The sequence below is a fragment of the Micromonospora sp. NPDC049151 genome, from assembly GCF_040648395.1.
In the GTDB taxonomy this organism is placed as follows: Bacteria; Actinomycetota; Actinomycetes; order Mycobacteriales; family Micromonosporaceae; genus Micromonospora.
The window spans coordinates 1-23,906 of record NZ_JBEZDP010000042.1 but is presented as its reverse complement, the minus strand read 5'-3'; the positions used below and the strand labels follow the sequence as shown (position 1 = coordinate 23,906).

Annotated in this window: 22 protein-coding genes; 10 read left to right on the top strand and 12 right to left on the bottom strand. The window is 72.3% G+C overall.

Annotated features, from left to right (window positions below):
* The first annotated feature begins 79 nt into the window (after positions 1-79).
* Complete coding sequence (locus AB0B20_RS28515) at positions 80-703, top strand: hypothetical protein (RefSeq protein WP_357474982.1); 624 nt, start codon at positions 80-82, stop codon at positions 701-703.
* Here the strand turns inward: AB0B20_RS28515 and AB0B20_RS28510 are convergent.
* From AB0B20_RS28510 to lanKC, 3 genes are all read right to left on the bottom strand, one after another.
* Entirely contained in the window at positions 693-1,688 is a 996-nt protein-coding gene (locus tag AB0B20_RS28510) for a tyrosine-type recombinase/integrase (RefSeq protein ID WP_357474979.1), read from the bottom strand. The two genes, AB0B20_RS28515 and AB0B20_RS28510, sit on opposite strands and share 11 nt — an antisense overlap.
* 879 nt (positions 1,689-2,567) lie before the next feature.
* Positions 2,568-3,833, bottom strand: a complete 1,266-nt coding sequence (locus AB0B20_RS28505; RefSeq protein ID WP_357387409.1) for an MFS transporter — start codon at positions 3,831-3,833, stop codon at positions 2,568-2,570.
* A 315-nt stretch (positions 3,834-4,148) separates the two neighbouring features.
* A complete protein-coding gene (lanKC, locus tag AB0B20_RS28500) occupies positions 4,149-6,758 on the bottom strand; it encodes a class III lanthionine synthetase LanKC (protein ID WP_357474976.1) in 2,610 nt (869 codons plus the stop codon).
* Between the two features lie 285 nt (positions 6,759-7,043).
* On the opposite strand from lanKC, the gene AB0B20_RS28495 reads away from it, so the two are divergent.
* From AB0B20_RS28495 to AB0B20_RS28485, 3 genes are all read left to right on the top strand, one after another.
* Complete coding sequence (locus tag AB0B20_RS28495) at positions 7,044-7,613, top strand: hypothetical protein (protein ID WP_357474973.1); 570 nt, start codon at positions 7,044-7,046, stop codon at positions 7,611-7,613.
* 7 nt (positions 7,614-7,620) lie between these two features.
* Positions 7,621-8,877 carry a histidine kinase gene (locus tag AB0B20_RS28490; protein WP_357474970.1) on the top strand — a complete coding sequence of 419 codons (1,257 nt, stop codon included), beginning with the start codon at positions 7,621-7,623 and terminating at the stop codon, positions 8,875-8,877.
* A 98-nt stretch (positions 8,878-8,975) separates the two neighbouring features.
* On the top strand, positions 8,976-9,683 hold the full coding sequence (locus tag AB0B20_RS28485) for a response regulator transcription factor (protein WP_357474967.1): 708 nt from the start codon (positions 8,976-8,978) through the stop codon (positions 9,681-9,683).
* Positions 9,684-9,725: 42 nt separating this feature from the next.
* Here the strand turns inward: AB0B20_RS28485 and AB0B20_RS28480 are convergent, their stop codons facing one another.
* The 4 genes from AB0B20_RS28480 to pdxY all read right to left on the bottom strand — a co-directional run bounded on the left by AB0B20_RS28480 (position 9,726) and on the right by pdxY (position 13,958).
* The gene (locus AB0B20_RS28480; protein WP_357474964.1) at positions 9,726-12,101 is read right to left on the bottom strand and encodes an excinuclease ABC subunit UvrA; all 2,376 of its coding nucleotides are present in this window, start codon (positions 12,099-12,101) and stop codon (positions 9,726-9,728) included.
* A gap of 23 nt (positions 12,102-12,124) precedes the next feature.
* On the bottom strand, positions 12,125-12,538 hold the full coding sequence (locus AB0B20_RS28475; RefSeq protein WP_357474961.1) for a VOC family protein: 414 nt from the start codon (positions 12,536-12,538) through the stop codon (positions 12,125-12,127).
* A 10-nt stretch (positions 12,539-12,548) separates the two neighbouring features.
* Positions 12,549-13,001, bottom strand: coding sequence for a helix-turn-helix transcriptional regulator (locus AB0B20_RS28470; RefSeq protein ID WP_357387396.1), 453 nt, complete (start codon positions 12,999-13,001; stop codon positions 12,549-12,551).
* A gap of 105 nt (positions 13,002-13,106) precedes the next feature.
* Positions 13,107-13,958: a pyridoxal kinase PdxY gene (gene pdxY / locus AB0B20_RS28465; RefSeq protein ID WP_357474957.1), complete on the bottom strand. Its 852-nt coding sequence runs from the start codon at positions 13,956-13,958 to the stop codon at positions 13,107-13,109.
* A gap of 179 nt (positions 13,959-14,137) precedes the next feature.
* On the opposite strand from pdxY, the gene AB0B20_RS28460 reads away from it, so the two are divergent.
* On the top strand, positions 14,138-15,547 hold the full coding sequence (locus AB0B20_RS28460; protein WP_357387392.1) for an OFA family MFS transporter: 1,410 nt from the start codon (positions 14,138-14,140) through the stop codon (positions 15,545-15,547).
* Positions 15,544-15,669, top strand: coding sequence for a hypothetical protein (locus tag AB0B20_RS28455; RefSeq protein ID WP_357387390.1), 126 nt, complete (start codon positions 15,544-15,546; stop codon positions 15,667-15,669). The genes AB0B20_RS28460 and AB0B20_RS28455 overlap by 4 nt, the downstream gene beginning before the upstream one ends.
* A 49-nt stretch (positions 15,670-15,718) precedes the next feature.
* Here the strand turns inward: AB0B20_RS28455 and AB0B20_RS28450 are convergent, their stop codons facing one another.
* Positions 15,719-16,447, bottom strand: coding sequence for an SDR family oxidoreductase (locus AB0B20_RS28450; protein WP_357474953.1), 729 nt, complete (start codon positions 16,445-16,447; stop codon positions 15,719-15,721).
* 74 nt (positions 16,448-16,521) lie between these two features.
* On the opposite strand from AB0B20_RS28450, the gene AB0B20_RS28445 reads away from it, so the two are divergent.
* Positions 16,522-17,355, top strand: coding sequence for a patatin-like phospholipase family protein (locus AB0B20_RS28445; RefSeq protein WP_357474951.1), 834 nt, complete (start codon positions 16,522-16,524; stop codon positions 17,353-17,355).
* A 25-nt stretch (positions 17,356-17,380) separates the two neighbouring features.
* On the opposite strand, the gene AB0B20_RS28440 is transcribed toward AB0B20_RS28445, so the two are convergent.
* Together AB0B20_RS28440 and AB0B20_RS28435 are read right to left on the bottom strand one after the other, a co-directional pair.
* On the bottom strand, positions 17,381-18,616 hold the full coding sequence (locus tag AB0B20_RS28440) for a DUF6596 domain-containing protein (RefSeq protein WP_357474948.1): 1,236 nt from the start codon (positions 18,614-18,616) through the stop codon (positions 17,381-17,383).
* Between the two features lies 1 nt (position 18,617).
* Positions 18,618-19,010, bottom strand: a complete 393-nt coding sequence (locus tag AB0B20_RS28435) for a YciI family protein (RefSeq protein ID WP_357474945.1) — start codon at positions 19,008-19,010, stop codon at positions 18,618-18,620.
* Between the two features lie 90 nt (positions 19,011-19,100).
* On the opposite strand from AB0B20_RS28435, the gene AB0B20_RS28430 reads away from it, so the two are divergent.
* Positions 19,101-19,565: a peroxiredoxin gene (locus tag AB0B20_RS28430; protein WP_357474942.1), complete on the top strand. Its 465-nt coding sequence runs from the start codon at positions 19,101-19,103 to the stop codon at positions 19,563-19,565.
* A gap of 65 nt (positions 19,566-19,630) precedes the next feature.
* Positions 19,631-20,317 carry a hypothetical protein gene (locus AB0B20_RS28425; RefSeq protein WP_357474939.1) on the top strand — a complete coding sequence of 229 codons (687 nt, stop codon included), beginning with the start codon at positions 19,631-19,633 and terminating at the stop codon, positions 20,315-20,317.
* 70 nt (positions 20,318-20,387) lie between these two features.
* Here the strand turns inward: AB0B20_RS28425 and cydB are convergent, their stop codons facing one another.
* Positions 20,388-21,386 carry a cytochrome d ubiquinol oxidase subunit II gene (cydB, locus tag AB0B20_RS28420; protein WP_357474936.1) on the bottom strand — a complete coding sequence of 333 codons (999 nt, stop codon included), beginning with the start codon at positions 21,384-21,386 and terminating at the stop codon, positions 20,388-20,390.
* A 17-nt stretch (positions 21,387-21,403) separates the two neighbouring features.
* The gene (locus tag AB0B20_RS28415; RefSeq protein WP_357474934.1) at positions 21,404-22,816 is read right to left on the bottom strand and encodes a cytochrome ubiquinol oxidase subunit I; all 1,413 of its coding nucleotides are present in this window, start codon (positions 22,814-22,816) and stop codon (positions 21,404-21,406) included.
* A 228-nt stretch (positions 22,817-23,044) separates the two neighbouring features.
* Here AB0B20_RS28415 and AB0B20_RS28410 point away from each other — a divergent pair, with 228 nt between their 5' ends.
* Positions 23,045-23,815 (top strand): lysophospholipid acyltransferase family protein, encoded by a 771-nt coding sequence (locus AB0B20_RS28410; RefSeq protein ID WP_357474931.1) that lies wholly within the window; start codon positions 23,045-23,047, stop codon positions 23,813-23,815.
* The last annotated feature ends 91 nt before the right edge of the window (positions 23,816-23,906 follow it).

Sequence of the window (23,906 nt, the reverse complement as noted above, 5' to 3'; positions counted from 1 at the left end):
ACCCGCTACGACAAGTTAGCCGTCCGCTTCCAGGCCGTCCTGACCATCACCATCATCTGCGAGTGGCTCTGACCGGCTTATGAAACACGCCCTAAGCCACGTCCTCTCCGCCACCGAACTGCAACCCGAGAACTGCACCCTCGTCATCGACGTCGCCGAGTTGGCATCCGACCGGCACCTCACGAGAGCCGAACCCCTTGTCCGCAAACACCTCGTGTGGGCCGGACGCCGCCCATGGAAGGCGGTCGTCATCGCTGCCGGAGCCATGCCCGCCACGATCTCCCACGTACCAGCCCACACCGCCATCCCGCTCCGCAGGCGGGACTTTGACCTCTGGCAGCGGCTCAAGGACCACGACATCCAGTTCGCCGACTACGGCGTCACCTATCCCGGCGCCGGCTCCGGACCCCGAGGGCCAGCACCCAACATCCGCTACACCCACCAGGACGCCTGGTGGACCTACCGTGCGCCGCGCGGCGGCAAGGGCAGCGGCAACAGCGGCATCTACGACATCTGCCAGGCCCTCGTATCCGCCGACCACTGGCCGCCCACCGGGCGTCACTTCTCCTGGGGCGACGAGCAGATCGCCCTGCGCGCCGCCCGCCACGCCGGCCCCGGCACCGCCTCCCAATGGATCGCCTGGGCAACGTCACACCACTTGGCCTACGTCGCCGCTCAGCTCGGCCTGACGGCTATCGCTTGACCAACCCCGACAACGCCCGGTTGGTGCGGTTCGCCGCCACCGCCGCCCGCTGCTGACCCGCCGTCACCTCGATGTACGTCTGCGACGACGCCAACGACGCGTGCCCCAGCAATCGCATGATCTCCGCCGCGCTCGCCCCGTCCTCCGCCAACCGCGTCGCGAACGTGTGCCGCAACGCGTGCAACCGCGCGCCCCGCGGCACCCGGTCACCGATGCCCGCGCGCCGGTAACACGACTCCACCAGGTACTGCAGCCCGCCCCGCCGTAACGCCTCACCCTGCCGGTCCACCAGGAAAGGCGAGTCCGGCCGCACACTGCGCGACCCGAACCGGCGCCGCCGGCTGTCCAGATAACCCACAAGCACCCGGTCCACGGCGTCGTCGATCGGCACCGTGCGCGGCCGCCCACCCTTACCCGCCACGTCCACCCGCCGCTCGCCGTCGCGCCCCGCCACCGACGACACCCGCAACGCCAGCAGCTCCGACAGTCGCAACCCCGCGCACAACGCCAGCGCCAGCACCGCCAGGTCGCGCTCCGGCCACGGATCGCGCTGCCGGCCTTCCGCGCGCGCCACCGCCGCCAGCAGTTCCTCCGGGGTGTCCTCGCCCCGCAGCGGCTTGGGCCGGGGGAGCGGCGTTCGGGGCCGTCCCACCGCCGGCATCGGATTTCCCGGTACGACGCCCTCGGCCACCAGGAACGTGAAAAAGCTGTTCCACGTCGACCAGGCACGATGGACCGACGCGGCGGCGCGGGGAGCGGCGAACCGTGCGAACGCCGCGCGCATCACCTTGGGGGAGAGCGCGGCGACCGCAAGACGGTCCAGGGGGAGGGGAGTGGTGTCACCGTCGGCGGCGACCAGCTCAGCCACTGTGGTCAGGTCTCGCCGGTACGCGGCCAGAGTGTGGGGGGAGGGCTTACGGGTGGCCCGGGCGGTCAGGAACTCCTTGATCAGACCCCCTACCGTTTCGTCCGGTTTGTCATGCATAAGGGATATTATGCATGATTCTCGCGTTCCTGTCAGGGGTCATTCCAGGGGGAGTGCCATCCGATCAACCAATGATCAACTCAACCTCGCCGAGGTGGCTGCATCCCGAGCGCTCCGATGCAGCCACCTCGGCGAACTGGCGACAGCGACGCCCGTCGGCGCTCGGGAGGCGCCGGGAGAGAGGGCGGAAGGGCCGGCACCCGCTCTGTTCCGGCGATCATGAAGTTGACCGGGAATCCTGTCCACTTTGTCGCCACCAACCTCATGATCGCCGGAATGGTGAAACGAGATGAGGGGGCGACGCCGGAGGACCGGTGTCGGTGGAGTTCGCGCCTCGGCGGGCTGCCGGGCGCGGTGAAAGCCCGGGCGACATTGCGCCCGTTGCGGACCAACGAGCCGACCGCGCGGTGGTCGGTAACCGCACCACGCTGCTTCTGCTGCGGGAGCCGTCGGTCCGTGGGAGCGAAGTTGGTGCCGCGTTCGGGGTGCGACGAGTGATCGGTTGAACGCCGGCACCGACCGGGCCCGCGTTAGGCGGTCAGCCGCCCGCGCGGGTGCTTGGGGAGACCCCCAAGCGGAACTTGACATAATGTACATTATCGAACCCTGGTAACGAGGCCGTCCTCGACGCTGAGAGCGTCCGACAGCGCCTTCAACACCCCGGCCCAACAGTGGCCGGCCGGCACCAGCAACACCGACGCGGCTCTCCGCTTCCGGCCTGAGGTACAGCAGCGGAACCACGGTCAACTCTTGCGCAGCTTTACGCCGGCACCTCGTCCCTTGTGGCCTGGGACGGGAAGAATGTCTAGGCGTTCTCATGATCATCCGAACGTCCCGGCGCGGTTCTGAAGAACAGAACCGATGCCTCTCCCCTGTCCCTCAGACCGGCTGCGGGTCGCGGTGCTCGGCCTCCCCCGCCTCTTGACCGTCCTCGACAGACCGCAGGTCCGGCATGGCGCGCACAGCGGGTGCGAGGGCCGCGACGACGGCGAGCGCCAGCATGACGGCGGCGAAGCTGCCGAACACCACCGGGGCCGGTACCCGGTCGATGAGCAGACCGGACAGCGCCGGACCGAACGGCGCCACGATCAGCGCGATGAAGCTGGTGGCGGCGTTCGCCCTGCCCTGGAGCTCGCCGGGGGTCAGCAGGGTCTGGAGGGTCAGCATGCTGATGTTCGCCGCCGGTACGACCAGGACGCAGGCACCGGCGAGCGCGCCCAGGACCAGTCCGTTGTCGGTGGTGGCCATCGCGGTGGTGAGCACGCCGCAGGCCCAGATGACCGCGAGGATCAGCCAGCGGGTGGGTACCCGGGCGGTCAGCCAGGACGCGACGAGTGACCCGGCGACGGCGCCGAGCCCGACGCACGCCATGACGGTTCCGGCGGACAGGCCGGAGGCGCCGTTGCGGACCGGCACGACGATGATCGCCAGCAGCACGCCGGCGAATGCGAAGTTCAGGACGGCGCCGCTGAGCAGCGTGAACCGCAGTGAGGGGTGCCGCCACAGGAACCGGACACCGGCGACCGCCTGCCGGGGCAGCGACTCCCCCGGCGTGGTCAGGGTGCGGCCGAGCGGGCCGCGCAGCAGGGCCACGGCGATCAGGGAGACGGTGTACGAGATCGCGTCGACGAGGAACGGCAGTGCCGGGGCGAGGCCGAACAGGAAGCCGCCGAGGGGTGGGCCGGCCAGGTGGACGACGCCGTTGCGGGTCTCGTTGAACACGGTGGCCGTACGCAGGTCCCGGGCCGGGACGACGGCGCGGGTGGCTGCCGCGGCGGCGGGTTGCAGCGCGGCTCCGAGACCGGCGGTGGCGGCGGCGAGGAGGGCGAGCAGCAGGACGGGCGCGTGTCCGACGAGGGCGAGGAGGGTGACGCCGGTGACGGCGAGCAGCGCGCCGCCGTCGCAGCAGAGCATGAGGATGCGCCGGTCGCGGCGGTCGGCGAGCAGGCCGGCGGGCAGGAGTACGAGGACGAGGGCGATGCCTTCGGCGAAGGCGACGAGGCCGGCGTCGGTGGCGGAGCCGGTGGTCATGAGAACGAGGAGCGGTGTGGCGACGGCGGTGACCTGGGTGCCGAGTTTCGACGCGGTGCGGGCGACGGTGATGAGGAGGAAGTCGCGGTTGTGTCGCAGGCCGGTGGGTGGCATGAGGGCTCCGTGGGCGTGGTGGCGGGCGGGAGGTCGGCTCCACCGGGCGGGTTGACGGCGGACCCGGGCGGGGGCGGTTGTCGCCCCCGCCCGGGTCGCCAGGCGGATCAGGTGTGGCTGTCGCCACTGCCGTCTCAGCCGTTGCAGCAGGCGATGCTGATGCTGCTGGACTGCGGCGGGACCGCGTGGCGGGTGCCGTTCTGCGTGGCCATGGCCTGCAGGTTGAGGAGCTTCGTCATGGGGGTTCACCTCCTTCTCGGGTGTGGTGGGGCTGGCCGTCGGTGGTTCCGACGGGGTCTGTGGGCGCCGGCTGGTTCAGCTCGCGGCCAGGAGGTGGCCGGTGGGCGCGACGTGGGTGGGCGCGTCGAGGAAGGGCAGCGTGACTGCGGTGCGGTGCAGCGCGGCGTGGATCGCGGAGAGGATTCCGGCGCCGCCGGCGGCGAGGTCGGTGCAGATGCGCAGCAGGGTGTCGCCGGGGAACGCGAGGTGGCCGTCGAGGGCGTAGGCGTGCCAGGCGAGCCGGGTCAGGTGGGCCGGGGTGTGGCGGGGCGCGTCGTCGCGGACGAGGCCGGCGGGACCGTGCGGGGTGGTGCGCGGCGGGTCGTCGGTGAGCAGGGCGGTGGTGGCGAGTAGTCCGGCGCGGCCGTGGAAGAGGCCGGGTAGCAGGACGAACTCGACGTCGATGGTGCGGTGGACGGTGGTGACGATGTCGCGCAGCCAGGGGCGTTCGCCGTGGCGCAGCAGTGTGTGCGCGGCGACGGCGATGCCGGCGCTGCCTTCGTCGAGGTAGAACAGTCGCCGTGCGCCGTCGCGTACGTGCAGGTTGCCGTTGTCGTCGCGGACGGTGTGCTGCAGGTCGCGGCGCAGGGCGGTGCGGGCGGCGCGGAGCCAGGCGGGGTCGGCGGTGGCTTCGTGGAGGCGGGTGAGGAAGATCGCGGGGCCGGACCAGCCGTGGAGCAGGCCGGGGCGTGCGGGTTCGGGCACTGGGTGTCTCGTGTCGCCGGTGAGGGTGCGGGCGAGTCGGTCGCCGAGGTGCAGGGCGGCGTCGGGGACGGGTCTGCCGGGGCGGAGCAGGGCGAGTCCGATGCCGGCGAGGCCGCTGTGCAGGCCGGGGCCGTAGCGGTCGTGGAGGCCGGTGCGACATCGGTCGAGTAGTTCATCGGCGTCGTCGTGGTGTCCGGTCCGGTCGAGCAGCGCGGCGATGCCGGCCAGGCCGTCGTAGAGGCCGAGGTGGGCGGCGGGCAGGCGGTGGGCGGCGCGGGTGAGCCAGTCGAGGTGTTCGTCGCGTTCGGGGTAGTCGACGCCGGTGGTGACGAGTGCCCAGATGACGCCGGCGGCGCCGTGCGCGAGGGTGGCGCCGCCGTGTGGGAACTGGCCGGGGTCGCCGGGGAAGAGCCGGTCGGTGCGGTGCGGCGTGGCGGTGGCGCGGATGCCGGCGGCGAGTGAGGCGATCAGCTGGCGTTGGTCGGCGGGCCAGGGGTAGCGGGTGACGCGGCGGCGGCCGGGTGCGGACGGGGCCGGGTTCAGGGCGGTGTGCAGGTCGTCGCGGATGCGGTCGAGGTAGCCGGGTGGCAGGGGGAAGCGCCGGGCGACAGTGGTGAGGTCGTCGAACTTGTCGTCGCACAGCGCCGCGAGTGGTGTCAGTGGGACGAAGACGGCGAGGCGGAGGCAGGCGAGCGCGTATCTGTCGACGGCCGGGCCGCGGCGGATGCGGGGTGTGGCGAAGCCGGGGTCGCCGAGTGACGGGGTGAAGTCCTCGTCGAGCAGGTATGCCTGTTCGAAGTCGACGAGGACGATCCGGCCGTCGGGGCGGATCATGATGTTGGCGGTGTGCAGGTCGCCGAAGACCACTCCCCTGGCGTGTATCTGGGACAGGGCTGCCTCGACCTGGTCGATGACGTCGAGTGCCCAGGTGGTGTAGTCGGTCAGGTCCTTCTCGGTGGGGTCGGGGTGGATCAGGGGGTGCCGCATGGCGAGGTGGTGCTGGAGGGTGTCGCCTTCGACGTGCTCCTCGACGAGGAAGTGGTGTTCCCACCAGGTGAGGCGGTCGAGCAGTCGTGGGACGCAGTCGAGGCCGGCGAGCCGGCGCAGCATGTCCTCTTCGCGGCGCAGGCGGGTGAGCGCGTCGGTTCCGGCGCCGTCGAGGCCGGCGTGCGGGCGGGCTTCGCGCAGGACGACGGTGCGGCCGTCGCGCAGGTCGGTGGCGCGGTAGACGCCGCCGGCGTTGGAGTGGTGCAGGGCTTCCTCGATGCGGTAGGGCGGTTCGTCGTCGGTCTGGGCGTCGACGGCGGCGATGTGTTCGGCGACGAAGTCGGGTACGGGGGCCCAGTCGGGCACGGTGAAGACGGGTTCGCGGCGGTCGGGGACGAGGGTTCCGTCGGGGCGGGTGACGGCGGGGACGGGCTGGTCGCCGTCGACGCACCACAGTTCGGCGAAGCCGCCGTAGCGCAGGTAGAGGGGGCCGTCGTGCCAGCGCAGGTCGCTGAGGACGTACGGGCCGCGGTAGCCGGCGAGGCGGGCGCCGAGGTCGTCGAGGATGCGGCGCAGGGCGGTGTCGTCGGCCGGGTAGAGGGCGGCGAGTTTGCCGCTGCCGGCGCGGTGGGCGTACTTCTCGTTGTTGACCAGGGCGAGGCGGCGGCTGCGCTGGAACTTGAAGGCGACGCGGTGGTTCACGCAGTGGTCGCGTACCAGGTCGAGGACGTCGGCCGCGTCGTCGAGGCCGACTGACACGTGGACTTTCCAGCCCTGCTGCGGCAGCTGGGCGTGCGGCGGGTGCCACATGACCCAGCCGCCGTGCTCGGCGACGCGCCAGCCGTCGGGCGGGGTCTGGTCGGCCAGCGGGAACCGGCTCGCCGTGTCGGCGACGTACGCCGGTGAGTCGACGTGGACCGGGTCGGCGATCAGGAACGCACCGGGCGTGGGCATGGCAAACCTCGCGGCCGTGACGGATGGGTTGGGTGTCCGGGGGCGTTCGGTGTGGGGCCGTCGTCGTCCGGACTGGTTCCATCGTGGTGGTCGCCGGCGGGTGTTGGCGTCCGGCCGTGGGGCGAGGTTCGGGGTCCGTCCCGGCTGGGTGCCGGGTGGCGGGGGTCCGTCTGGAAGTGGACACCGGATGTCACCCGGTACGGGGACGTCCGGCGGGCCGGTGTGGGCCAGAATTTCTCGCGTACGCGGGCTGTCCGCCCGCAGTTCCTTCTGTGGAGGTCCGTGATGAGAACCGAGGTCCAGTCGCCGCCGGTGGTGGTGTTCCTGCAGGCGGAGCGGCCGGCCGGGTGGGTGACAGTGGCGCGTGGGGTGCCGCTGGACGGCCGGCGGTGTCTGCTGAGGACGGTGGGCGCGGGCCGGGCCCGGTCCGGTGACGCGGTGCGTCTGGTGGGTGTGGCCGGCGGGGACGCGTGGTCGCTCGCGGTCGCGGAGGTGTCGGTGCTGCACCGTGACGAGGCGGACCTGCTGATGGTGTCCCTCGCCGGTGAGACGGTCGCCGGCGGGTACGGCACTGATGCCTTGTCGGTGCGCCGGGTGCTGGCGATGCTCGCCGACGACGCGGACGGGCGGTGGCGGGTGGCCGCGGGCGTCGCGGCCGACGTGGTGGCGCCGGTGGTGCTGGCCGGGGCGGGCCGCCGGGGTGAGCCGGGCCGGCCGGCGGTGCCGGTTACCACGCACCGGGTGAGCGCGGCCACGCCGCCGCCCGACGGTGACGGAGGCGGTGACGACGACGGCTCTCCGCTGTCCTGGACGTGCCGGTTGTTCGGGATCGGCTGCCCCGCGGAAGACTCCTGACCCGCCGATGACCTCGGTGGCCGGTGCGGTGGCGCCGTCCGACCCGGCGCGGGCGGCGAGATGGTGGCGTCACGATCTTCTGCTGCTGCCGGTGCTGGGCCTGCTCGACCTGTTCACCGCGTCGTCCGTGGTGATCCAGAGCGAGCCGGTCGGCCCGGCCCGGCAGTGGTTGCAGGTGCTCGCCGCGGTGCTGTCGGTCGGTGCCCTGTGGTGGCGGGTCCGCGCGCCGGTCGCGGTGTTCGCCTTCGAGTGCGTGCACGGCGTGGCGATGTGGTTCCTGCTGCACGACTACCGGCCGTGGGTGGGCCTGATCGTGGCCCTGTACACGGTGGCGGCGTTGCGGCCGCTCGTGGTGTCGGCGGTGGCGTACGCGGCGGCGTGCGCCCGGAGCCTGCTCAGCGCGTTCGACTCGTTCCGGGTGGAACCGAACCCGGGCGCGCGGGCCGGTGAGTTCGTGGTGACCGCGCTGATGTTCGCGCTCATCTACGCGGCCGCGTGGACGGCCGGGTCGGTGGTGCGGCGGCACCGGCGGCGGGTGGCCCAGCTGGAACGGGAGCGGCGGGTGGCGCGGGCGGAGGCGGTGGCGTTGGAGCGTCGCCGCATCGCCGCGGAGCTGCACGACGTGGTGTCCCATTCGGTGACGGTGATGGTGCTGCAGGCCGCCGGTGCCGCGCGGATCAGCGCGTCCGACCCGGAGCGGACGCGGGAGGCGCTGCTGCACATCCAGCAGGCCGGGCAGCAGGCGATGGCGGAGTTGCGGCGGCTGCTGGCGGTCATGCGGGCCGAGTCGGGCCCGGCGGACGGTGAGCCCGGCCCGCAGCCGCGGCTGGACGACATCGAGGTGCTGCTGACGTCGATGCGGTGCGCGGGGCTGACAGTGACCATGTCGGTGTCCGGCAGCCCGAGCCCGCTGGATCCGAGTATCGAGCTGGCGGCGTACCGGACGGTGCAGGAGAGCCTGACGAACACGCTCAAGCACGTCGGTCGGCGGGCCTGCGCGACTGTTCATTTCGGGTGGCGGGAGCGGGTGCTGTTGCTGCGCGTCGACGACGACGGCACGGGCCGGGAGCCGGGCTCGGCAGCGGGACTGTCCACCGGCAACGGGCTGGCCAGCCTCGCCGAGCGGCTGGAGCGCGTCGGCGGCCGCCTGGTCGCCGGGCCGCGTCCGGAGGGCGGGTTCCGGGTGAGCGCGACGCTGCCGGTCGCGCAGCGCGGCGACCTGGTGGCGGCGTCGGGTGACGGCGGGGCGCCGGTTGTCGGGTGAACGCGTGTCCGCTGTGCGACATCCGGCTGGCCGGCGGCGCCGACGTCGATGATCATGTGGTGGGGCCACTGTCACGGCCGCCGACGACGGGAGCCTTCATGATCCGGGTGCTGCTCGCGGACGACCAGCCGCTCGTACGGGCGGGGCTCGCGATGCTGCTCACCAACGAACCTGACATCGAGGTCGTCGCCGAGGCCGACGACGGGGCGCAGGCCGTCGAGGTCAGTCGCCGGTTGCGCCCGGACGTGGTGCTGATGGACGTGCGGATGCCCGGCACCGACGGGCTGGCCGCGACCCGGTTGATGGCGGACGAGCAGCTCATCGACGATCCGGAGCGGCCGGTACGGATCATCATGCTGACCACGTACCACGTGGACGAGGCGGTGCACGCCGCGTTGCGGGCGGGCGCCTCCGGTTTCGTGCTCAAGGACGCCGCGCCCGCCGAGCTGGTGTCGGCGATCCGGGCGGTCGCCGCCGGGGAGGCGTGGCTGGATCCGGCGGTGGCCCGGCGGCTGCTCGACGACCTCGCCGCCCGGCCCGACCCGGGACTGCCCACCCCGGTGCAGATGCGCCGGCTCACCCCGCGGGAGCGGGAGGTGCTGGTGCTGATGGCGTACGGGATGTCGAACCGGGAGATCGCCGAGCATCTCGTGCTCGGCGACGCGACGGTCAAGACCCACGTCAGCCGGGTCCTGACGAAACTGGGGCTGCGGGACCGGACGCACGCGGTGGTGGCCGCGTACCAGTGCGGCCTGGTGGAACCCGGCACCGCGCCGCCGGCCCGGATGGCCGGCCTGTCCCGCTGAGACCCGCGGCGCGGCCGGGGGCCTCAGCGGGCGCGGCGGCGCTCAGGCGCCGACGTAGTCGGCGAGGTGTTCGCCGGTGAGCGTGGACCGGGCGGCGACGAGATCCGCAGGGTTGCCCTCGTAGACGATCCGGCCGCCGTCGTGCCCGGCGCCGGGGCCGAGGTCGATGATCCAGTCGGCGTGCGCCATGACCGCCTGGTGGTGTTCGATCACGATGACGGACTTGCCGGCGTCGACGAGCCGGTCGAGCAGGCCGAGCAGCTGGGCGACGTCGGCCAGGTGCAGGCCGGTGGTGGGTTCGTCGAGGACGTACACGCCGCCCTTGTCCCCCATCCGGGTGGCGAGCTTGAGGCGTTGCCGCTCCCCGCCGGACAGCGTCGTCAGGGGCTGACCGAGCGTGAGGTAGCCGAGGCCGACGTCGGCGAGCCGGTCGAGGATGGTGTGGGCGGCCGGGGTGCGGGCGTCGCCGTCGCTGAAGAACGTCTCGGCCTCGTCGACGGACATGGCGAGGACCTCGCTGATGTCGCGGCCGCCGAGGTGGTAGTCGAGCACGGCGGGCTGGAAGCGTTTGCCTTCGCAGTCCTCGCAGGTGCTGGCGACGCCGGCCATCATGCCGAGGTCGGTGTAGATGACGCCGGCGCCGTTGCAGGTCGGGCAGGCGCCTTCGGAGTTGGCGCTGAACAGGGCGGGTTTGACGCCGTTGGCCTTGGCGAAGGCCTTGCGGACGGGGTCGAGCAGGCCGGTGTAGGTGGCCGGGTTGCTGCGGCGGGAGCCGCGGATGGCGGTCTGGTCGACGGCGATGACGCCGTCGCGTTTGGCCAGTGAGCCGTGGATGAGGCTGCTCTTGCCGGAGCCGGCGACGCCGGTGACCACGACCAGGACGCCGAGGGGGATGTCGACGTCGACGTCGCGCAGGTTGTGGGTGCGGGCGCCGCGGATCGGCAGGGCGCCGGTGGGCGTACGCACGGCGGTCTTGAGGGTGGCGCGGTCGTCGAGGTGGCGGCCGGTGGTGGTGTCGCTGGCGCGCAGGCCGGCGACTGTGCCTTCGTAGCAGATGGTGCCGCCGTGGGTGCCGGCGCCGGGGCCGAGGTCGACGACGTGGTCGGCGATGGCGATGGTCTCGGGTTTGTGTTCGACGACGAGGACGGTGTTGCCCTTGTCGCGCAGTTGCAGCAGGAGGTTGTTCATGCGGGCGATGTCGTGGGGGTGCAGGCCGATGGTGGGTTCGTCGAAGACGTAGGTGACGTCGGTGAGGGACGAGCCGAGGTGGCGGATCATCTTGGTGCGCTGGGCCTCGCCGCCGGAGAGGGTGCCGGCGGGGCGGTCGAGGCTGAGGTAGCCGAGGCCGATCTCGACGAAGGAGTCGAGGGTGTCCCCCAGTGCTTTGAGCAGTGGGCCGACGGAGGGTTCGCGCAGGTCGCGTATCCAGGTGGCGAGGTCGCTGATCTGCATGGCGCAGGCGTCGGCGATGTTGATGCCGTTGATCTTCGAGGAGCGGGCTTCGGGGGCCAGGCGGGTGCCGTCGCAGTCGGGGCAGGTGGTGAACGTGATGGCGCGTTCGACGAAGGCGCGGATGTGGGGCTGCATGGCGTCGACGTCCTTGGCGAGCATCGACTTGCTGATGGCGGGGATGAGGCCGGTGTACGTGACGTTGATGCCGTCAACCTTGATCTTGGTGGGTTCCTTGTGGAGCAGGTCGTCGAGTTCGCGCTTGGTGTAGTCGCGGATGGGCTTGTCGGGGTCGAACAGGCCGCTGGAGCGGAAGATGCGGCCGTACCAGCCGTCCATGCTGTAGCCGGGGATGGTGATGGCGCCCTCGTTGAGGGAGAGCTTCTCGTCGTAGAGGACGGTGAGGTCGAAGTCGGTGACGGCGCCGCGGCCCTCGCAGCGGGGGCACATGCCGCCGAGGCGGTTGAAGGTGCCCTTCTTGGTCTGGGTCTTGCCGGGGCCGCGGTCGACGGTGATGGCGCCGGCGGCGCGTACGGAGGGGACGTTGAACGAGTAGGCGTTGGGCGGGCCGATGTGGGGGTCGCCGAGGCGGCTGAACAGGATGCGCAGCATGGCGTTGACGTCGGTGGCGGTGCCGACGGTGGAGCGGGGGTCGGCGCCCATGCGTTCCTGGTCGACGATGATGGCGGTGGTGAGGCCTTCGAGGACGTCGACCTCGGGGCGGGACAGGGTGGGCATGAAGCCCTGGACGAAGGCGCTGTAGGTCTCGTTGATGAGGCGTTGGGACTCGGCGGCGATGGTGCCGAAGACCAGTGAGCTCTTGCCGGAGCCGGAGACGCCGGTGAAGACGGTGAGGCGGCGTTTGGGTATCTCGACGTCGACGTTGCGCAGGTTGTTCTCGCGGGCGCCGTGGACGCGGATGATGTCGTGGCTGTCGGCGCGGTGCAGGCCGGTGGTGGCCTCGCTCATGGTCTCTCCGTCCGTGGTGCGGGTCAGCGCCGTTCGTTGATGCGGATGAGGTTGCCGGTGGGGTCGCGGAAGGCGCAGTCGCGTACACCGTAGGGCTGTTCGGTGGGTTCCTGGACGACGTCGGCGCCGCTTGCCGCGAGCCTGTCGAACAGGCCGTCGAGGTCGTCGGTGGCGAGGGTGAGCGCGCCGTAGCTGCCCTTGGCGATGAGTTCGAGGATGGTGCGGCGTTCGTCGTCGTTGATGCCGGGGTCGACGGCGGGTGGGTGCAGGACGATGCCGGTCTCGGGCTGTTCGGGTGGGCCGACGGTGAGCCAGCGCATGGTGTCGCCGCGGCCGACGTCGTTGCGGAGTTCGAAGCCGAGGGTGTCGCGGTAGAACGCGATGGCGGCGTCGGCGTCGGTGTGCGGCAGGAACGCGTAGTGAATGGTGATCGTCATGGTGGTCACGCTAGTGCTGCCGGCCGGTGCGGGCTTCTCGATTCCTGACCGGTCGGGTGGCTTGTTTGGTCAGGCACGGGGGCGGTTCGGCGGTGTCGGGGGCGTGGCGGGCGCGGTAGGCGCTGGGTGGTTCGCCGACGAGTTCGGTGAAGCGGGTGCTGAAGGTGCCCAGGGACTGGCAGCCGACGGCGAAGCAGACGTCGGTGACGCTGAGGTCGCCGCGGCGCAGCAGGGCCATGGCGCGTTCGATGCGGCGGGTCATGAGGTACGCGTACGGGGACTCGCCGTAGGTCTGGCGGAACTGGCGGCTGAGGTGTCCGGCGGACATGTGCTCACCGCGGGCGAGGGCTTCGACGTCGAGGGGTTGCGCGTATTCGCGGTCGATGCGGTCGCGGACGCGGCGTAGCCGGGTCAGGTCGCGGAGGCGTTGGGCGAACGCGGGGTCGTCGGTGACCGGGGGCACCCGTGCATCTTCGCTGTTCGGCGGCGGTGTCGTCCACCTGTTCGAGCGGCGAGTCGCCGCCCGGGCGCACCTGTGCGGCAGGTGCGCCCGGGCGGGCGGGGGCTGTCAGCGCAGCCGGCGGGCGGTGAAACGGGTGGGCGGGTCGGCGATGGCGTCCTGGGTGGCGACGATCTGCAGTTCGCGGGTGCCGGCTTCGAGGGTGGCCTCGAGTACGGCGTAGATCGAGTTGGTGGTGTGTTCCAGGGCGGTCCGGGGTGAGCCGGTGGTGGCGAGATGGGCGAGGTAGAGGGCGGCGGTGACGTCGCCGCCGCCGTTGGGGGTGATCGGCAGCAGCGGGGTGGTGACGGCCCAGGCGCCGTCGTCGGAGACGGCGACGACCTCCAGGTGGCCGGCGGGCAGGTCGCCGTGCAGGACGCTGGTGACCAGGACGTGCCGGGGGCCGGTGGCGCGGACGGCGTCGACGGCGGCGAGCAGGTCGTCGAGGGTGCCGGTGGTGCGGCCGGCGAGGAATTCCAGTTCGAACTGGTTGGGGGTGACGATGTCGGCGCGGGGGACGACGGTGTCGCGGAGGTATTCGGGGATGCCGGGGCGGACGAACATGCCGCGGCCGACGTCGCCCATGACCGGGTCGCAGCAGTAGAGGGCGGCCGGGTTGGCGGCCTTGACGCGGGCGACGGCGTCGAGGATGACGGCGCCGACGGCGGGGTCGCCCTGGTAGCCGGAGAGCACGGCGTCGGCGGTGCCGAGCACGCCGCGGTCCTCGATGCCGGCGATGACGTCGGCGACGTCGGTGGGCGCGAGCAGGGGGCCGCGCCAGGCGCCGTAGCCGGTGTGGTTGGAGAAGTGCACGGTCAGGACCGGCCAGACCTCGTGCCGGAGGCGTTGCAGGGGGAACACGGCGGCGGAGTTGCCGACGTGGCCGTAGGCGACCGACGACTGGATGGACAGGATCTTCACCCGGTCATCGTCGCATCTCCGCTGGTGGTGACGGTTGGTGGTGGGATGATGACCGGGTGGCTGCGGCGGCGGCCGTTCGGCTCATTGTTCCGACCGTCCGGCGCTCGGCGGGTTTGGGCGCGGCGTGCGGTGGGGGCATGAACCGAGGGGTTCTCGCCATCTGGACGGAGGAAGCAACGATGCTTTCCGCACTCGATCGTCGGCACACCGTCGCGCCGCCGGGGTACAGCCGCTGGCTGATCCCTCCGGCGGCGCTGGCGATCCATTTGTGCATCGGGCAGGTCTACGCGACGAGCGTGTACAAGAACTCCCTGATCGCGCACTTCGACACGGGGCAGACGGCGATCGGGGTGATCTTCAGTATCGCGATCGTGATGCTGGGGTTGTCGGCCGCGGTGGCCGGCACGTGGGTGGAGGCGAACGGCCCGCGTAAGGCGATGTTCGTCTCGGCGTGTTTCTGGGCGGCGGGCTTCCTGGTCGGGGCGCTGGGCATCGCGACCGGCCAGCTGTGGTTGCTGTATCTGGGGTACGGGGTGCTGGGCGGGATCGGTCTGGGGATCGGGTACATCTCCCCCGTCTCCACGTTGATCAAGTGGTTTCCGGACCGGCCGGGTCTGGCGACCGGGTTGGCGATCATGGGGTTCGGTGGTGGGGCGATGGTGGCCTCTCCCCTGTCCCGCCAGCTGCTGTCGCTCTACGACTCGGGCTACGACCCGTCGGACAGCGGTTCCACGGCGTCGGGGTCGGCGCTGGTGTGGCTGTTCGTGACGCTCGGCCTCGGCTATTTCGTGATCATGATGTTCGGGGTGTTCAACGTTCGGGTGCCGGCGCCGGGCTGGCGGCCGGCCGGGTTCGACCCGGCGCAGGTGGCGGAGAAGCCGCTGGTGACGACCGCGAACGTGTCGGCGGCGAACGCGCTGAGGACGCGGTCGTTCTGGCTGCTGTGGGTGGTGCTGTTCTGCAACGTGACGGCGGGCATCGGGATCCTGGAGCAGGCCAGCCCGATGATCCAGGACTTCTTCCGGGACAACGGGACGTCGGCGGTGTCGGTGGCGGCGGCCGGCGGGTTCGTGGGGCTGCTGTCGCTGTTCAACATGGCGGGCCGGTTCGTGTGGTCGTCCACGTCGGACGTGATCGGCCGCAAGCCGATCTACGTGCTGTACCTGGGCGTGGGCACGGTGCTGTATCTGCTGCTGGCACTGTTCGGGCAGACCGCGACAGCGTTGTTCGTGCTGCTGGCCTGCGTGATCCTGTCGTTCTACGGCGGCGGTTTCGCGACGATGCCGGCGTACCTGCGGGACCTGTTCGGCACGTTCGAGGTGGGTGCGATCCACGGCCGGCTGCTGACCGCGTGGTCGGCGGCGGGTGTGGCCGGGCCGCTGATCGTCAACGGGTTCCTCGACGCGCAGGGCGAGCCGGGCACGTTGACCGCGGCGGCGTACCGGCCGGCGTTGTTCACGATGGTCGGCGTGCTGGTCGTGGGTCTGGTGGCGAACCTTCTGGTGCGGCCGGTGCCGGAGCGCTACCACGAGCCGGCGTCCGGGCGGGACGGGACAGCACCGGGTGCGACGGAGAGGAGCGGATCGTGAACGAGCGGACCGGTGGCGGGCAGGGAGCCCGTCTGGTGGTGTCGTGGCTGCTGGTGTCGGCGCTGCTGGGCTACGGGGTGGTGCAGACGGCGATCACGGCGGCGAAGCTGTTCACCGAGTAGCACAGGCGGGACGGCGGCCCGGGGGGATGTCCCCCGGGCCGCCGCCGGGTCAGAGACCGCCGCCGACGCGCAGCACCGCGCCCGTGGTGTACGAGGCGTCCGCGCCGAGCAGGTACGCGATCGCGCCGGCCACCTCCTCGGGTTCCCCGGCACGGCCCATCGGGATCCGGCCGGCGGCGCTGTCGGGGCGGTCGGGCACGCCGGAGCGGGCGTGGATGGTGGTACGGATGATGCCGGGGGCGACGGCGTTGACCCGGATGCCGCGCGGCGCGAGTTCCTTGGCCAGCCCGACGGTGAGGGTGTCGGTGGCGGCCTTGACGGCGGCGTAGTGGACGTACTCGCCGGGTGAGCCGAGGGTGGCGGCCACCGAGGAGACGTTGACGATTGCGCCGCCGCTGGTGAGCCGCCGGGCGGCCTGCTGGGCGCACAGCACATACCCGATGAGGTTGACGTCGACGACCTCGCGCAGGTCGGTGACGCGCAGGTCGGTGAACGGGCCGATCGGGCTCGTGACGCCGGCGTTGTTGACCAGGCCGGTGAGCGGGCCGAGCCGGTCGGCGGCGTCGAAGATGAGGCGTACCTGGTCGGGGTCGGTGGTGTCGGCGGCGACGGTGACCGCGCGGCGGCCGGCGGCGCGCACGTCGGCGGCCACCGCCTCGGCGGCGGTGTGGTCGGTGCGGTAGCCGATGACCAGGTCGTGGCCGTCGGCGGCGAGCCGGCGGGCGGTGGCCGCGCCGATGCCGCGCCCTCCCCCGGTGACGATGGTGACGGAGCTCAATTCCTCTCCCCTACCTGGTGGTGAGGGCCGACGTTACCGTGGGCGGGACCATCCGGGGTGGAGAGGACTGTCACATGGGGCGCGCGTTGGTGCTGGGTGGCGGCGGGGTGACAGGGGTGGCCTGGGAGCTGGGCCTGCTGGCCGGGCTCGCCGGGCACGGCCTGCGGCTGGACGAGGCGGACCTGGTGGTGGGCACGTCGGCCGGGTCGGTGGTCGGGGCGCAGGTGCGCTCGGGTACGCCGCTGACGGAGCTGTACGAGGCGCAGTTTCGGCCGCCGCGCGACGAGGTGCCGGCCCGGCTCGGCGCCGGTGTGCTGTTGCGTTGGGCGTGGGCCGGTGGGCGGGGCCGCGACGCGGCGCGGGCCCGGGCGCGGATCGGCGCGATGGCGTTGTCGGCGCGTACTCCGTCGGAGCAGTCGCGGCGGGCGGTGATCGCGGCGCGGCTGCCGTCGCCGGACTGGCCGGCGGCGCGGCTGCTGGTCACCGCCGTGGACGCGGCGTCGGGTGAGTTCGTGGTGTTCGACGCCGACAGCGGGGTGTCGCTCGTGGACGCGGTCGGCGCCAGCTGCGCGGTGCCGGGGGTGTGGCCGCCGGTGACCGTCGACGGCCGGCGGTACGTCGACGGCGGGGTGCGGTCGCCGGTGAACGCGGATCTGGCGGCCGGGTGCGGGCAGGTGGTGGTGCTGGCGCCGACGCGTGCGGCGGTGGGGCCGATGCCGCGGCCGGCGGCGCAGGTCGCGGCGTTGCGGGAGGCGGGGGCACGGGTGGCGGTGGTGTCGCCGGACCGGACGGCGCGCACGGCGATCGGCCGTAACGTGCTGGATCCGGCGCGGCGGGCGGCGTCGGCGCGGGCCGGGTTCGCCCAGGCCGACGCGGTGGCCGACGAGGTGGCCGCGGTGTGGCGGTGACTGCGGGTCGCAGCCGCCGAACGGATCAGGCGCCGCTGGTCAGGCGGCTCAGACGCCGGTTGAGGTAGCGCTGTTCGGGCAGGCTGCCGGTGAGCCGCGCGGCCAGCCGGTAGTGCTCGGCGGCGGCCCGCGGATCGCCGTGGAGTTCCAGCAGGTGGGCGCGGACGGCGTGCAGCCGGTGGTGGTCGCGCGTCGCCGGGTCGGCGAGCAGCGGGAGCAGCGCCAGTCCGATGGCGGGGCCGTGCGCCATGGCCACGGCGACGGCCTGGTTGAGGGTGACGAACGGGCTGGGAGCGACCCGGCTCAGCATGTCGTAGAGGACGCTGATCTGCAGCCAGTCGGTCTCCGGGAAGGCCGGCGCCTCGGCGTGCACGGCGGCGATGGCCGCCTGGAGCTGGTAGCGGCCCACCGGGCCGTGCGGCAGGGCCCGGTCGAGCAGCGTGACTCCCTCGTCGATGAGGTCGCGACGCCAGCGGGTGCGGTCCTGCTCGGCGAGCGGCACGAGGTCACCGGCGGCGTCGGTGCGGGCGGGTGAGCGGGCGTGGGTGAGCAGCATCAGCGCCAGCGCGCCGGTGACCTCGTGGTGGTCGGGCAGCGCGGCGTGGACCTGCCGGGTGACCCGGATCGCCTCCTCGGCGAGTTCCACGTCGAGGAGTTGGTCGCCGGAGGTGCGGGCGTAGCCCTCGCTGAACACCAGGTGGCACACGTCGAGCACGGCGGCCACCCGGTCGGGCAGCGCGTGCGGCGGTGGCATGGTGAACCGGGCGCCGGCCTCGCGCAGCGTCGCGCGGGCCCGGCTCAGCCGCTGGGTCATGGTCCGGGCCGGCACCAGGTAGGCGGCGGCGATCTGCTCCACGCGCAGTCCGGCCACGGCGCGCAGGGTCAGCGCGACCTGCGAGGCGCGGCTCAGCGCCGGGTGACAGCACAGGAACAGCAGTCGCAGCGTGTCGTCGGCCCCGGTCACGGGAGTCTCGTCGAGCGCCGGCACGCGGCCGGCGTCGGGTTGGCGGGCCGCGTCGAGCCGCTCGCGGCGGGTGCGGGCGGTGTCGGCGCGCATCCGGTCGATCAGCCGGCGGGAGGCGACCCGGATGAGCCAGGCCCGGGGTTCGTCGGGCACGCCGGTGAGCGGCCACCGGGCGGCGGCCGCCTCCGCCGCGTCCTGGAGGGCGTCCTCGCAGGCGTCGGGGTGCCCGTAGCGGCGCAGCAGCGCGGCGCGGACGTGCGGCGCCTCCCGGCGCCACACGTCCGCCAGCGGCGTCACGTCACTGATCGGAGCCGCCCGGCCACATCAGGGGCCGCAGTTCGACGGTCTCCCCCGGGCCGGCGAACTTCGCGGCGACGGCGTCCGCGCGGGCCTGGTCCGGCACGTCGATGAGGAAGAAGCCGGCGAGGTGTTCCTTGGCCTCGGAGTACGGGCCGTCGGTGGCAAGTGGCGCGCCGTCGCTCCACCGGTAGAGCCGGGCGGTGCGGGGGTCGGCGAGCGCCTCACCGCCGACCAGTTCGCCGTTGGCGTGCAGCTCGGCCATCACCTGCTCGAAGTCGGCGTTGAGCCGGTCGCGGACCTCGGCGGGCAGTTCCTGGTGGGCGGCGAGGTAGTCGGAGGTGGGGTGGCCCCACGGCTCCGGGTTGGAATGAATCATGATCACGTATTTCACTGTCGGTCCTTCGCGTCGTGCGGCGGTGCCTTCCCGCCGCTCGCCGGGTACGACGGAGCGGGATCGCCGGTGTCTACATATCCTCGCGTCATGAGTGACGCGGTGGGTGTCGGTGACCTGGTCGAGGATTTCACGCTGCCGGACGAGACGGGCACGCCACGGCGGCTGTCGGAGTTCCTGGCCGCCGGGCCGGTGGTGTTGTTCTTCTACCCGGCGGCGATGACGCGGGGCTGCACGGCGGAGAGCTGCCACTTCCGGGACCTGGCGGCGGAGTTCGCGGCGGTGGGCGCGCAACGGGTGGGGATCAGCCGGGATCCGGTGCAGCGGCAGGCGGAGTTCTCCCGCCGGCACGGGCTCGGCTATCCGCTGCTCTCCGACGCCGACGGCGTGGTCGCGCAGGCGTTCGGGGTGCGGCGGCGGCTGCCGCTGGGGCCGCTGAGCACGCGGCGGATGACGTTCGTGATCGGCACGGACCGGCGGGTGCTCGCGGTGGTGCGCAGCGAGCTGAGCATGAACGAGCACGCCGACGCGGCGTTGCGGGCCCTCGGGGGCTGATCTTCGTGGTGTCGCAGCCAGCTGGTATCAAGGCTGCGTCAAACAGGTGTACGGAAGAGGGCGTGATGGCGGGTCAGGGTTTGTCCACTGACGAGATTCAGGGGATCCGGGAGGCGCTGGCCGCGGGCCGCAAGCCCCGGGTGGTGTTCACCGAGGCGGCCGGGCAGATGGCCGGGCAGCTCGGGCAGGTGGTGGAGCTGACCGACCCGGCGGCGTCGGAGGAGTTCGTGGTGGTGCGGTTCGGCCGCGACGAGCTGCCGTTCTCCCCCGCCGACGTGGCGATCGCCCCGAAGGGCGCCGGGCGGCGTCCGGCCACGGAGGCGAAGCCGGAGCCGGCGCAGCCGCCGGCCGCGCCGGAGCCGGAGTTCGTGCTGGACACGCCGCGGGTACCGGCGCCGCGCCGGGAGGAGCCGAAGGCCGAGGCGCCGCCGGCGGAGCCGAAGCCGGCGAAGCGGGCGGTGAAGGCCGCGAAGCCGAAGACGCCGCCGGGGCTGACCGTGACGCTGGCCTACGCCGAGGGCGAGTGGACGGTGGCCGCGCAGCAGGGCACGAAGGCGCTGGCCCGGCCGTACGTGGTGAAGCCGGCCGAGGCGCTGCGGATGGTCGCGCTTGTCGACGTGCCCGGCGTGCAGGAGGCGGTGGAGCAGATCCTGGCCGCCGAGCGGGCCGAGGCCGAGCAGCAGGCGGAGAAGCTGCGCGCCGAGCTGGCCGAGATCGAGGCGCGGCTGGCGGAGCTGCGCGAGGCGCGCTGACCCTTGGACGCCCCGCGGGGCCGGTGCGACCCCCTCGCACCGGCCCCGCGCCCCTGCGCCCACAGGTCGATCAGTGTTGCGGAATGTTCTGTACCCCGATTCGGCGGCGGAACACCCAGTACGTCCAACCCTGGTACGCCAGCACGATCGGCGTGAACACCACTGCCACCCACGTCATGATCTTCAGGGTGTACGGGGTGGACGCGGCGTTCGTGGCGGTGAGCGTGCCGGCCGGGTCGAGGGTGGACGGCATCACGTTCGGGAACAGCGCGGCGAACAGCGTCGCCACGGCCAGGGCGATGGCCACGGCGGTGCCGGTGAACGCCCAGCCCTCCCGGCGTACCTTGGCGGCGGCCAGACCGCCGAGCAGGGCGAGGGCGGCGCCGACGGCGAGCACGACGGCGGCGGCGCTGGAGCGGATGGTCAGCGTCCAGCTCAGGAACGCCACGGCGGCCACTGCGGTGCCGACCCCGAGCTTGACGGCGAGGGCGCCGGCGCGTTCCCGGATGTCACCGGTGGTCTTGAGCGCCAGGAACACCGCGCCGTGGGTGAGGAACAGCCCCAGCGTGGTCAGTCCGCCGAGCAGCGCGTACGGGTTGAGCAGGTCGAACAGGCCGCCGACGTACTCGTGGTCGGCGTCCAGGGGCACGCCGCGGAAGATGTTGGCGAACGCCACGCCCCACAGCACGGCCGGGATCGCCGAGCCCCAGAAGATGGCCTGGTCCCAGCGACGCTTCCAGGACGCCTCGGGCCGCTTGTGGCGGTACTCGAAGGCGACGCCGCGGGCGATCAGGGCCAGCAGAATGAGCAGCAGCGGCAGGTAGAAGCCGGAGAACAGGGTGGCGTACCACTCGGGGAAGGCGGCGAACATGGCGCCGCCGGCGGTGATCAGCCACACCTCGTTGCCGTCCCAGACCGGGCCGATGGTGTTGATCAGGACGCGGCGCTGCCGGTCGTCGCGGCCGAGCACCGGCAGCAGCATCCCGACGCCGAAGTCGAAGCCTTCGAGGATGAAGTAGCCGGTGAAGAGCACTGCTACGAGGAGAAACCAGACGGTCGTCAGTTCCACGGTTGGGCTCCGGGGTGTCAGTAGGCGAACGCCAGCGGGCGCTCGGCGTCGTCGGTGTCGTCGTCGTCGGTCTGCGGGGTGACGTCCGGGACGCCGGCGCGGGCGTAGCGGACCAGCAGCTTGAACTCGACCACCGCGAGGACGGCGTAGATGAGGGTGAACGCGGTGAAGGAGGTGAGGACCTCGGTCAGGGAGACGCTGCGGGACACGCCGTCGCGGGTGAGCATCTCGCCGAAGACGATCCACGGCTGGCGGCCCATCTCGGTGAAGATCCAGCCGAAGGAGTTGGCGAGCAGCGGCAGCACGGGCATGACCAGGCCGGCGCGCAGCAGCCACTTGCTGGTGGGGGTGCGGCCCTTGCGCTGGCTCCAGAGCACCAGCAGCGCGATCGCGGCGGCGGCCAGCCCGAAGCCGATCATGAAGCGGAAGCTCCAGTAGGTGACCGGGATGATCGGGGCGTAGTTGCCGGGGCCGTACTGGCTGGCGTACTGGGCCTGGAGGTCGTTGATGCCCTGCACGGTGCCATTGGGGTCGCCGGTGCCGAGGAACGACAGCAGGTACGGGATCTTGATGGCGAACAGCTCGCGGCTGCCGTCGAGGCTGCCGACGGTGAGCACGGAGAACGAGGCGGGGCTCTCGGTGGTGTAGAGGCCCTCGGCGGCGGCCATCTTCATCGGCTGCACCTCGGTCATGATCTTGCCCTGGATGTCGCCGGTGAGGATGACGAGCGCCGAGGAGACCAGGACGACCCAGGAACCGAGCTTGGTGGCGAAGCGGTACGCGCCGGTGTCGGCGCTGTCGCGGTTGCGCATCACGTGCCACAGGCCGACGGTGACCATCAGCGACCCGGCGACCAGGAACGCACCGGCCAGCGTGTGCGGGAAGGTGATCAGGGCGACCTTGTTGGTGAGCACGGCGACGAAGTCGGTCAGCTCGGCGCGGCCGCTCTCGGGGTTGATCCGGAAGCCGACCGGGTTCTGCATGAACGAGTTGGCGGCGAGGATGAAGTACGCCGACAGGTTGGTGCCGATCGCGGCGGCCCAGATCGAGGCCAGGTGCAGGCGCTTGGGCAGCCGGTCCCAGCCGAAGATCCACAGACCGATGAACGTGGATTCGAGGAAGAACGCGACCAGGGCCTCGATGGCCAGCGGCGCACCGAAGATGTCGCCGACGAAGCGGGAGTAGTCACTCCAGTTCATGCCGAACTGGAACTCCTGCACGATGCCGGTGACCACACCCATCGCGAAGTTGATCAGAAACAGTTTGCCGTAGAACTTGGTGAGTTTGAGGTACCGCTCGTTGCCGGTGCGGTGCCACATGGTCTGGAGGATCGCCACCAGCACGGACAGGCCGATGGTCAACGGCACGAACAAGAAGTGGTAGACGGTGGTGACACCGAACTGCCAGCGGGCGACGTCCAACGCGTCCACCTGAAAACCCCCAGCTGCGCATACTACGAGACGTAGTAGATACTACTCGTCGTCGTAGGGAGACCAGCAGGGCCGCAGGGCCCCACCCGGCCCGGGACCAATGACCCTGATCACCCTTGCCGGAGGACCTGCGGTCCCGGGCTCACCCTTGCCGGAGGACCCTGCGGTCCCCGGATCACCGTGCCCGGGTGCCGGGATCGCCCTGGCTCGTGCGACCATCCAGCGTTGATGAACAGCACCCCCTGGCGCGCGCCGCTGCTGTGGCGGGCCGCGCAGACGCTCGCCTGCGCCGCCGTCAGGCTGGTCGGCCGGCTGGAGGTCACCGGCGACGTGCCCGACGCGCTGCGCCATGGCCCGCTGGTCCTGGCCGCCAACCACATCAGCCCGTTCGACCCGGTGGTCCTCGCCGCCGCCTGCCGGGTCCGGCGGGTCGCGCCCCGGATCATGGCCACCGGCGGGCTGTTCCGCACCCCGGTGATCGGGGCGCTGATGCGCCACGCCGGGCACATCCGCGTCGACCGGGGCACCGCCGCGGTGCACCGGTCACTGGAGGTCGCCGCCGAGGCGGTGGCCGGCGGCTCGGTGGTGCTGGTCTACCCGGAGGGGCGCATCGGGCTCGACCCCGGCATGTGGCCCGAGCGGGGAAAGACCGGCGCCGCCCGGCTCGCCTTCGCCGGCGGCGCCGCTGTGGTGCCGGTCGCCCAGTGGGGCTCGCACGAGGTGCTGCCCTACCGGGCGCCCAAGGGGATGCTGCGCGCGGTCGCCCGGGCGGTCGTCCGCCGGCCCGCCATCAGGGTGCACTTCGGCGCCCCGGTGCCGCTGGACGACCTGCGCTCCGGCTCCCCCGGCGCGGCCCGGCAGGCCACTGACCGGATCATCGACGCGATCACCGACGACCTGGTGGCGCTGCGCCCCGACGAGCCGGACCTGCCACGCCACGTCGACCCGGGGCGGCCCGTCGAGACCACCCGCGCCCACCGCCGCCACCGCGCCGGCTGAGAGAGTGTTGGGTAACCCGGTGACTACTTGTGGTTGAGTTCGTCGTCGAGGCGTCGGGCTGCTTCGGTCTCGATGGGGCCTTGGGGTTCGA

Bases quoted from the DNA above. Each gene is read 5' to 3' on its own strand.
- AB0B20_RS28515 (WP_357474982.1), top strand. From the start codon at position 80: ATGAAACACGCCCTAAGCCACGTCCTCTCCGCCACCGAACTGCAACCC.
- AB0B20_RS28510 (WP_357474979.1), bottom strand. From the start codon at position 1,688: ATGCATGACAAACCGGACGAAACGGTAGGGGGTCTGATCAAGGAGTTC.
- AB0B20_RS28505 (WP_357387409.1), bottom strand. From the start codon at position 3,833: ATGCCACCCACCGGCCTGCGACACAACCGCGACTTCCTCCTCATCACC.
- lanKC (WP_357474976.1), bottom strand. From the start codon at position 6,758: ATGCCCACGCCCGGTGCGTTCCTGATCGCCGACCCGGTCCACGTCGAC.
- AB0B20_RS28495 (WP_357474973.1), top strand. From the start codon at position 7,044: ATGAGAACCGAGGTCCAGTCGCCGCCGGTGGTGGTGTTCCTGCAGGCG.
- AB0B20_RS28490 (WP_357474970.1), top strand. From the start codon at position 7,621: ATGACCTCGGTGGCCGGTGCGGTGGCGCCGTCCGACCCGGCGCGGGCG.
- AB0B20_RS28485 (WP_357474967.1), top strand. From the start codon at position 8,976: ATGATCCGGGTGCTGCTCGCGGACGACCAGCCGCTCGTACGGGCGGGG.
- AB0B20_RS28480 (WP_357474964.1), bottom strand. From the start codon at position 12,101: ATGAGCGAGGCCACCACCGGCCTGCACCGCGCCGACAGCCACGACATC.
- AB0B20_RS28475 (WP_357474961.1), bottom strand. From the start codon at position 12,538: ATGACGATCACCATTCACTACGCGTTCCTGCCGCACACCGACGCCGAC.
- AB0B20_RS28460 (WP_357387392.1), top strand. From the start codon at position 14,138: ATGCTTTCCGCACTCGATCGTCGGCACACCGTCGCGCCGCCGGGGTAC.
- AB0B20_RS28445 (WP_357474951.1), top strand. From the start codon at position 16,522: ATGGGGCGCGCGTTGGTGCTGGGTGGCGGCGGGGTGACAGGGGTGGCC.
- AB0B20_RS28430 (WP_357474942.1), top strand. From the start codon at position 19,101: ATGAGTGACGCGGTGGGTGTCGGTGACCTGGTCGAGGATTTCACGCTG.
- AB0B20_RS28425 (WP_357474939.1), top strand. From the start codon at position 19,631: ATGGCGGGTCAGGGTTTGTCCACTGACGAGATTCAGGGGATCCGGGAG.
- AB0B20_RS28410 (WP_357474931.1), top strand. From the start codon at position 23,045: ATGAACAGCACCCCCTGGCGCGCGCCGCTGCTGTGGCGGGCCGCGCAG.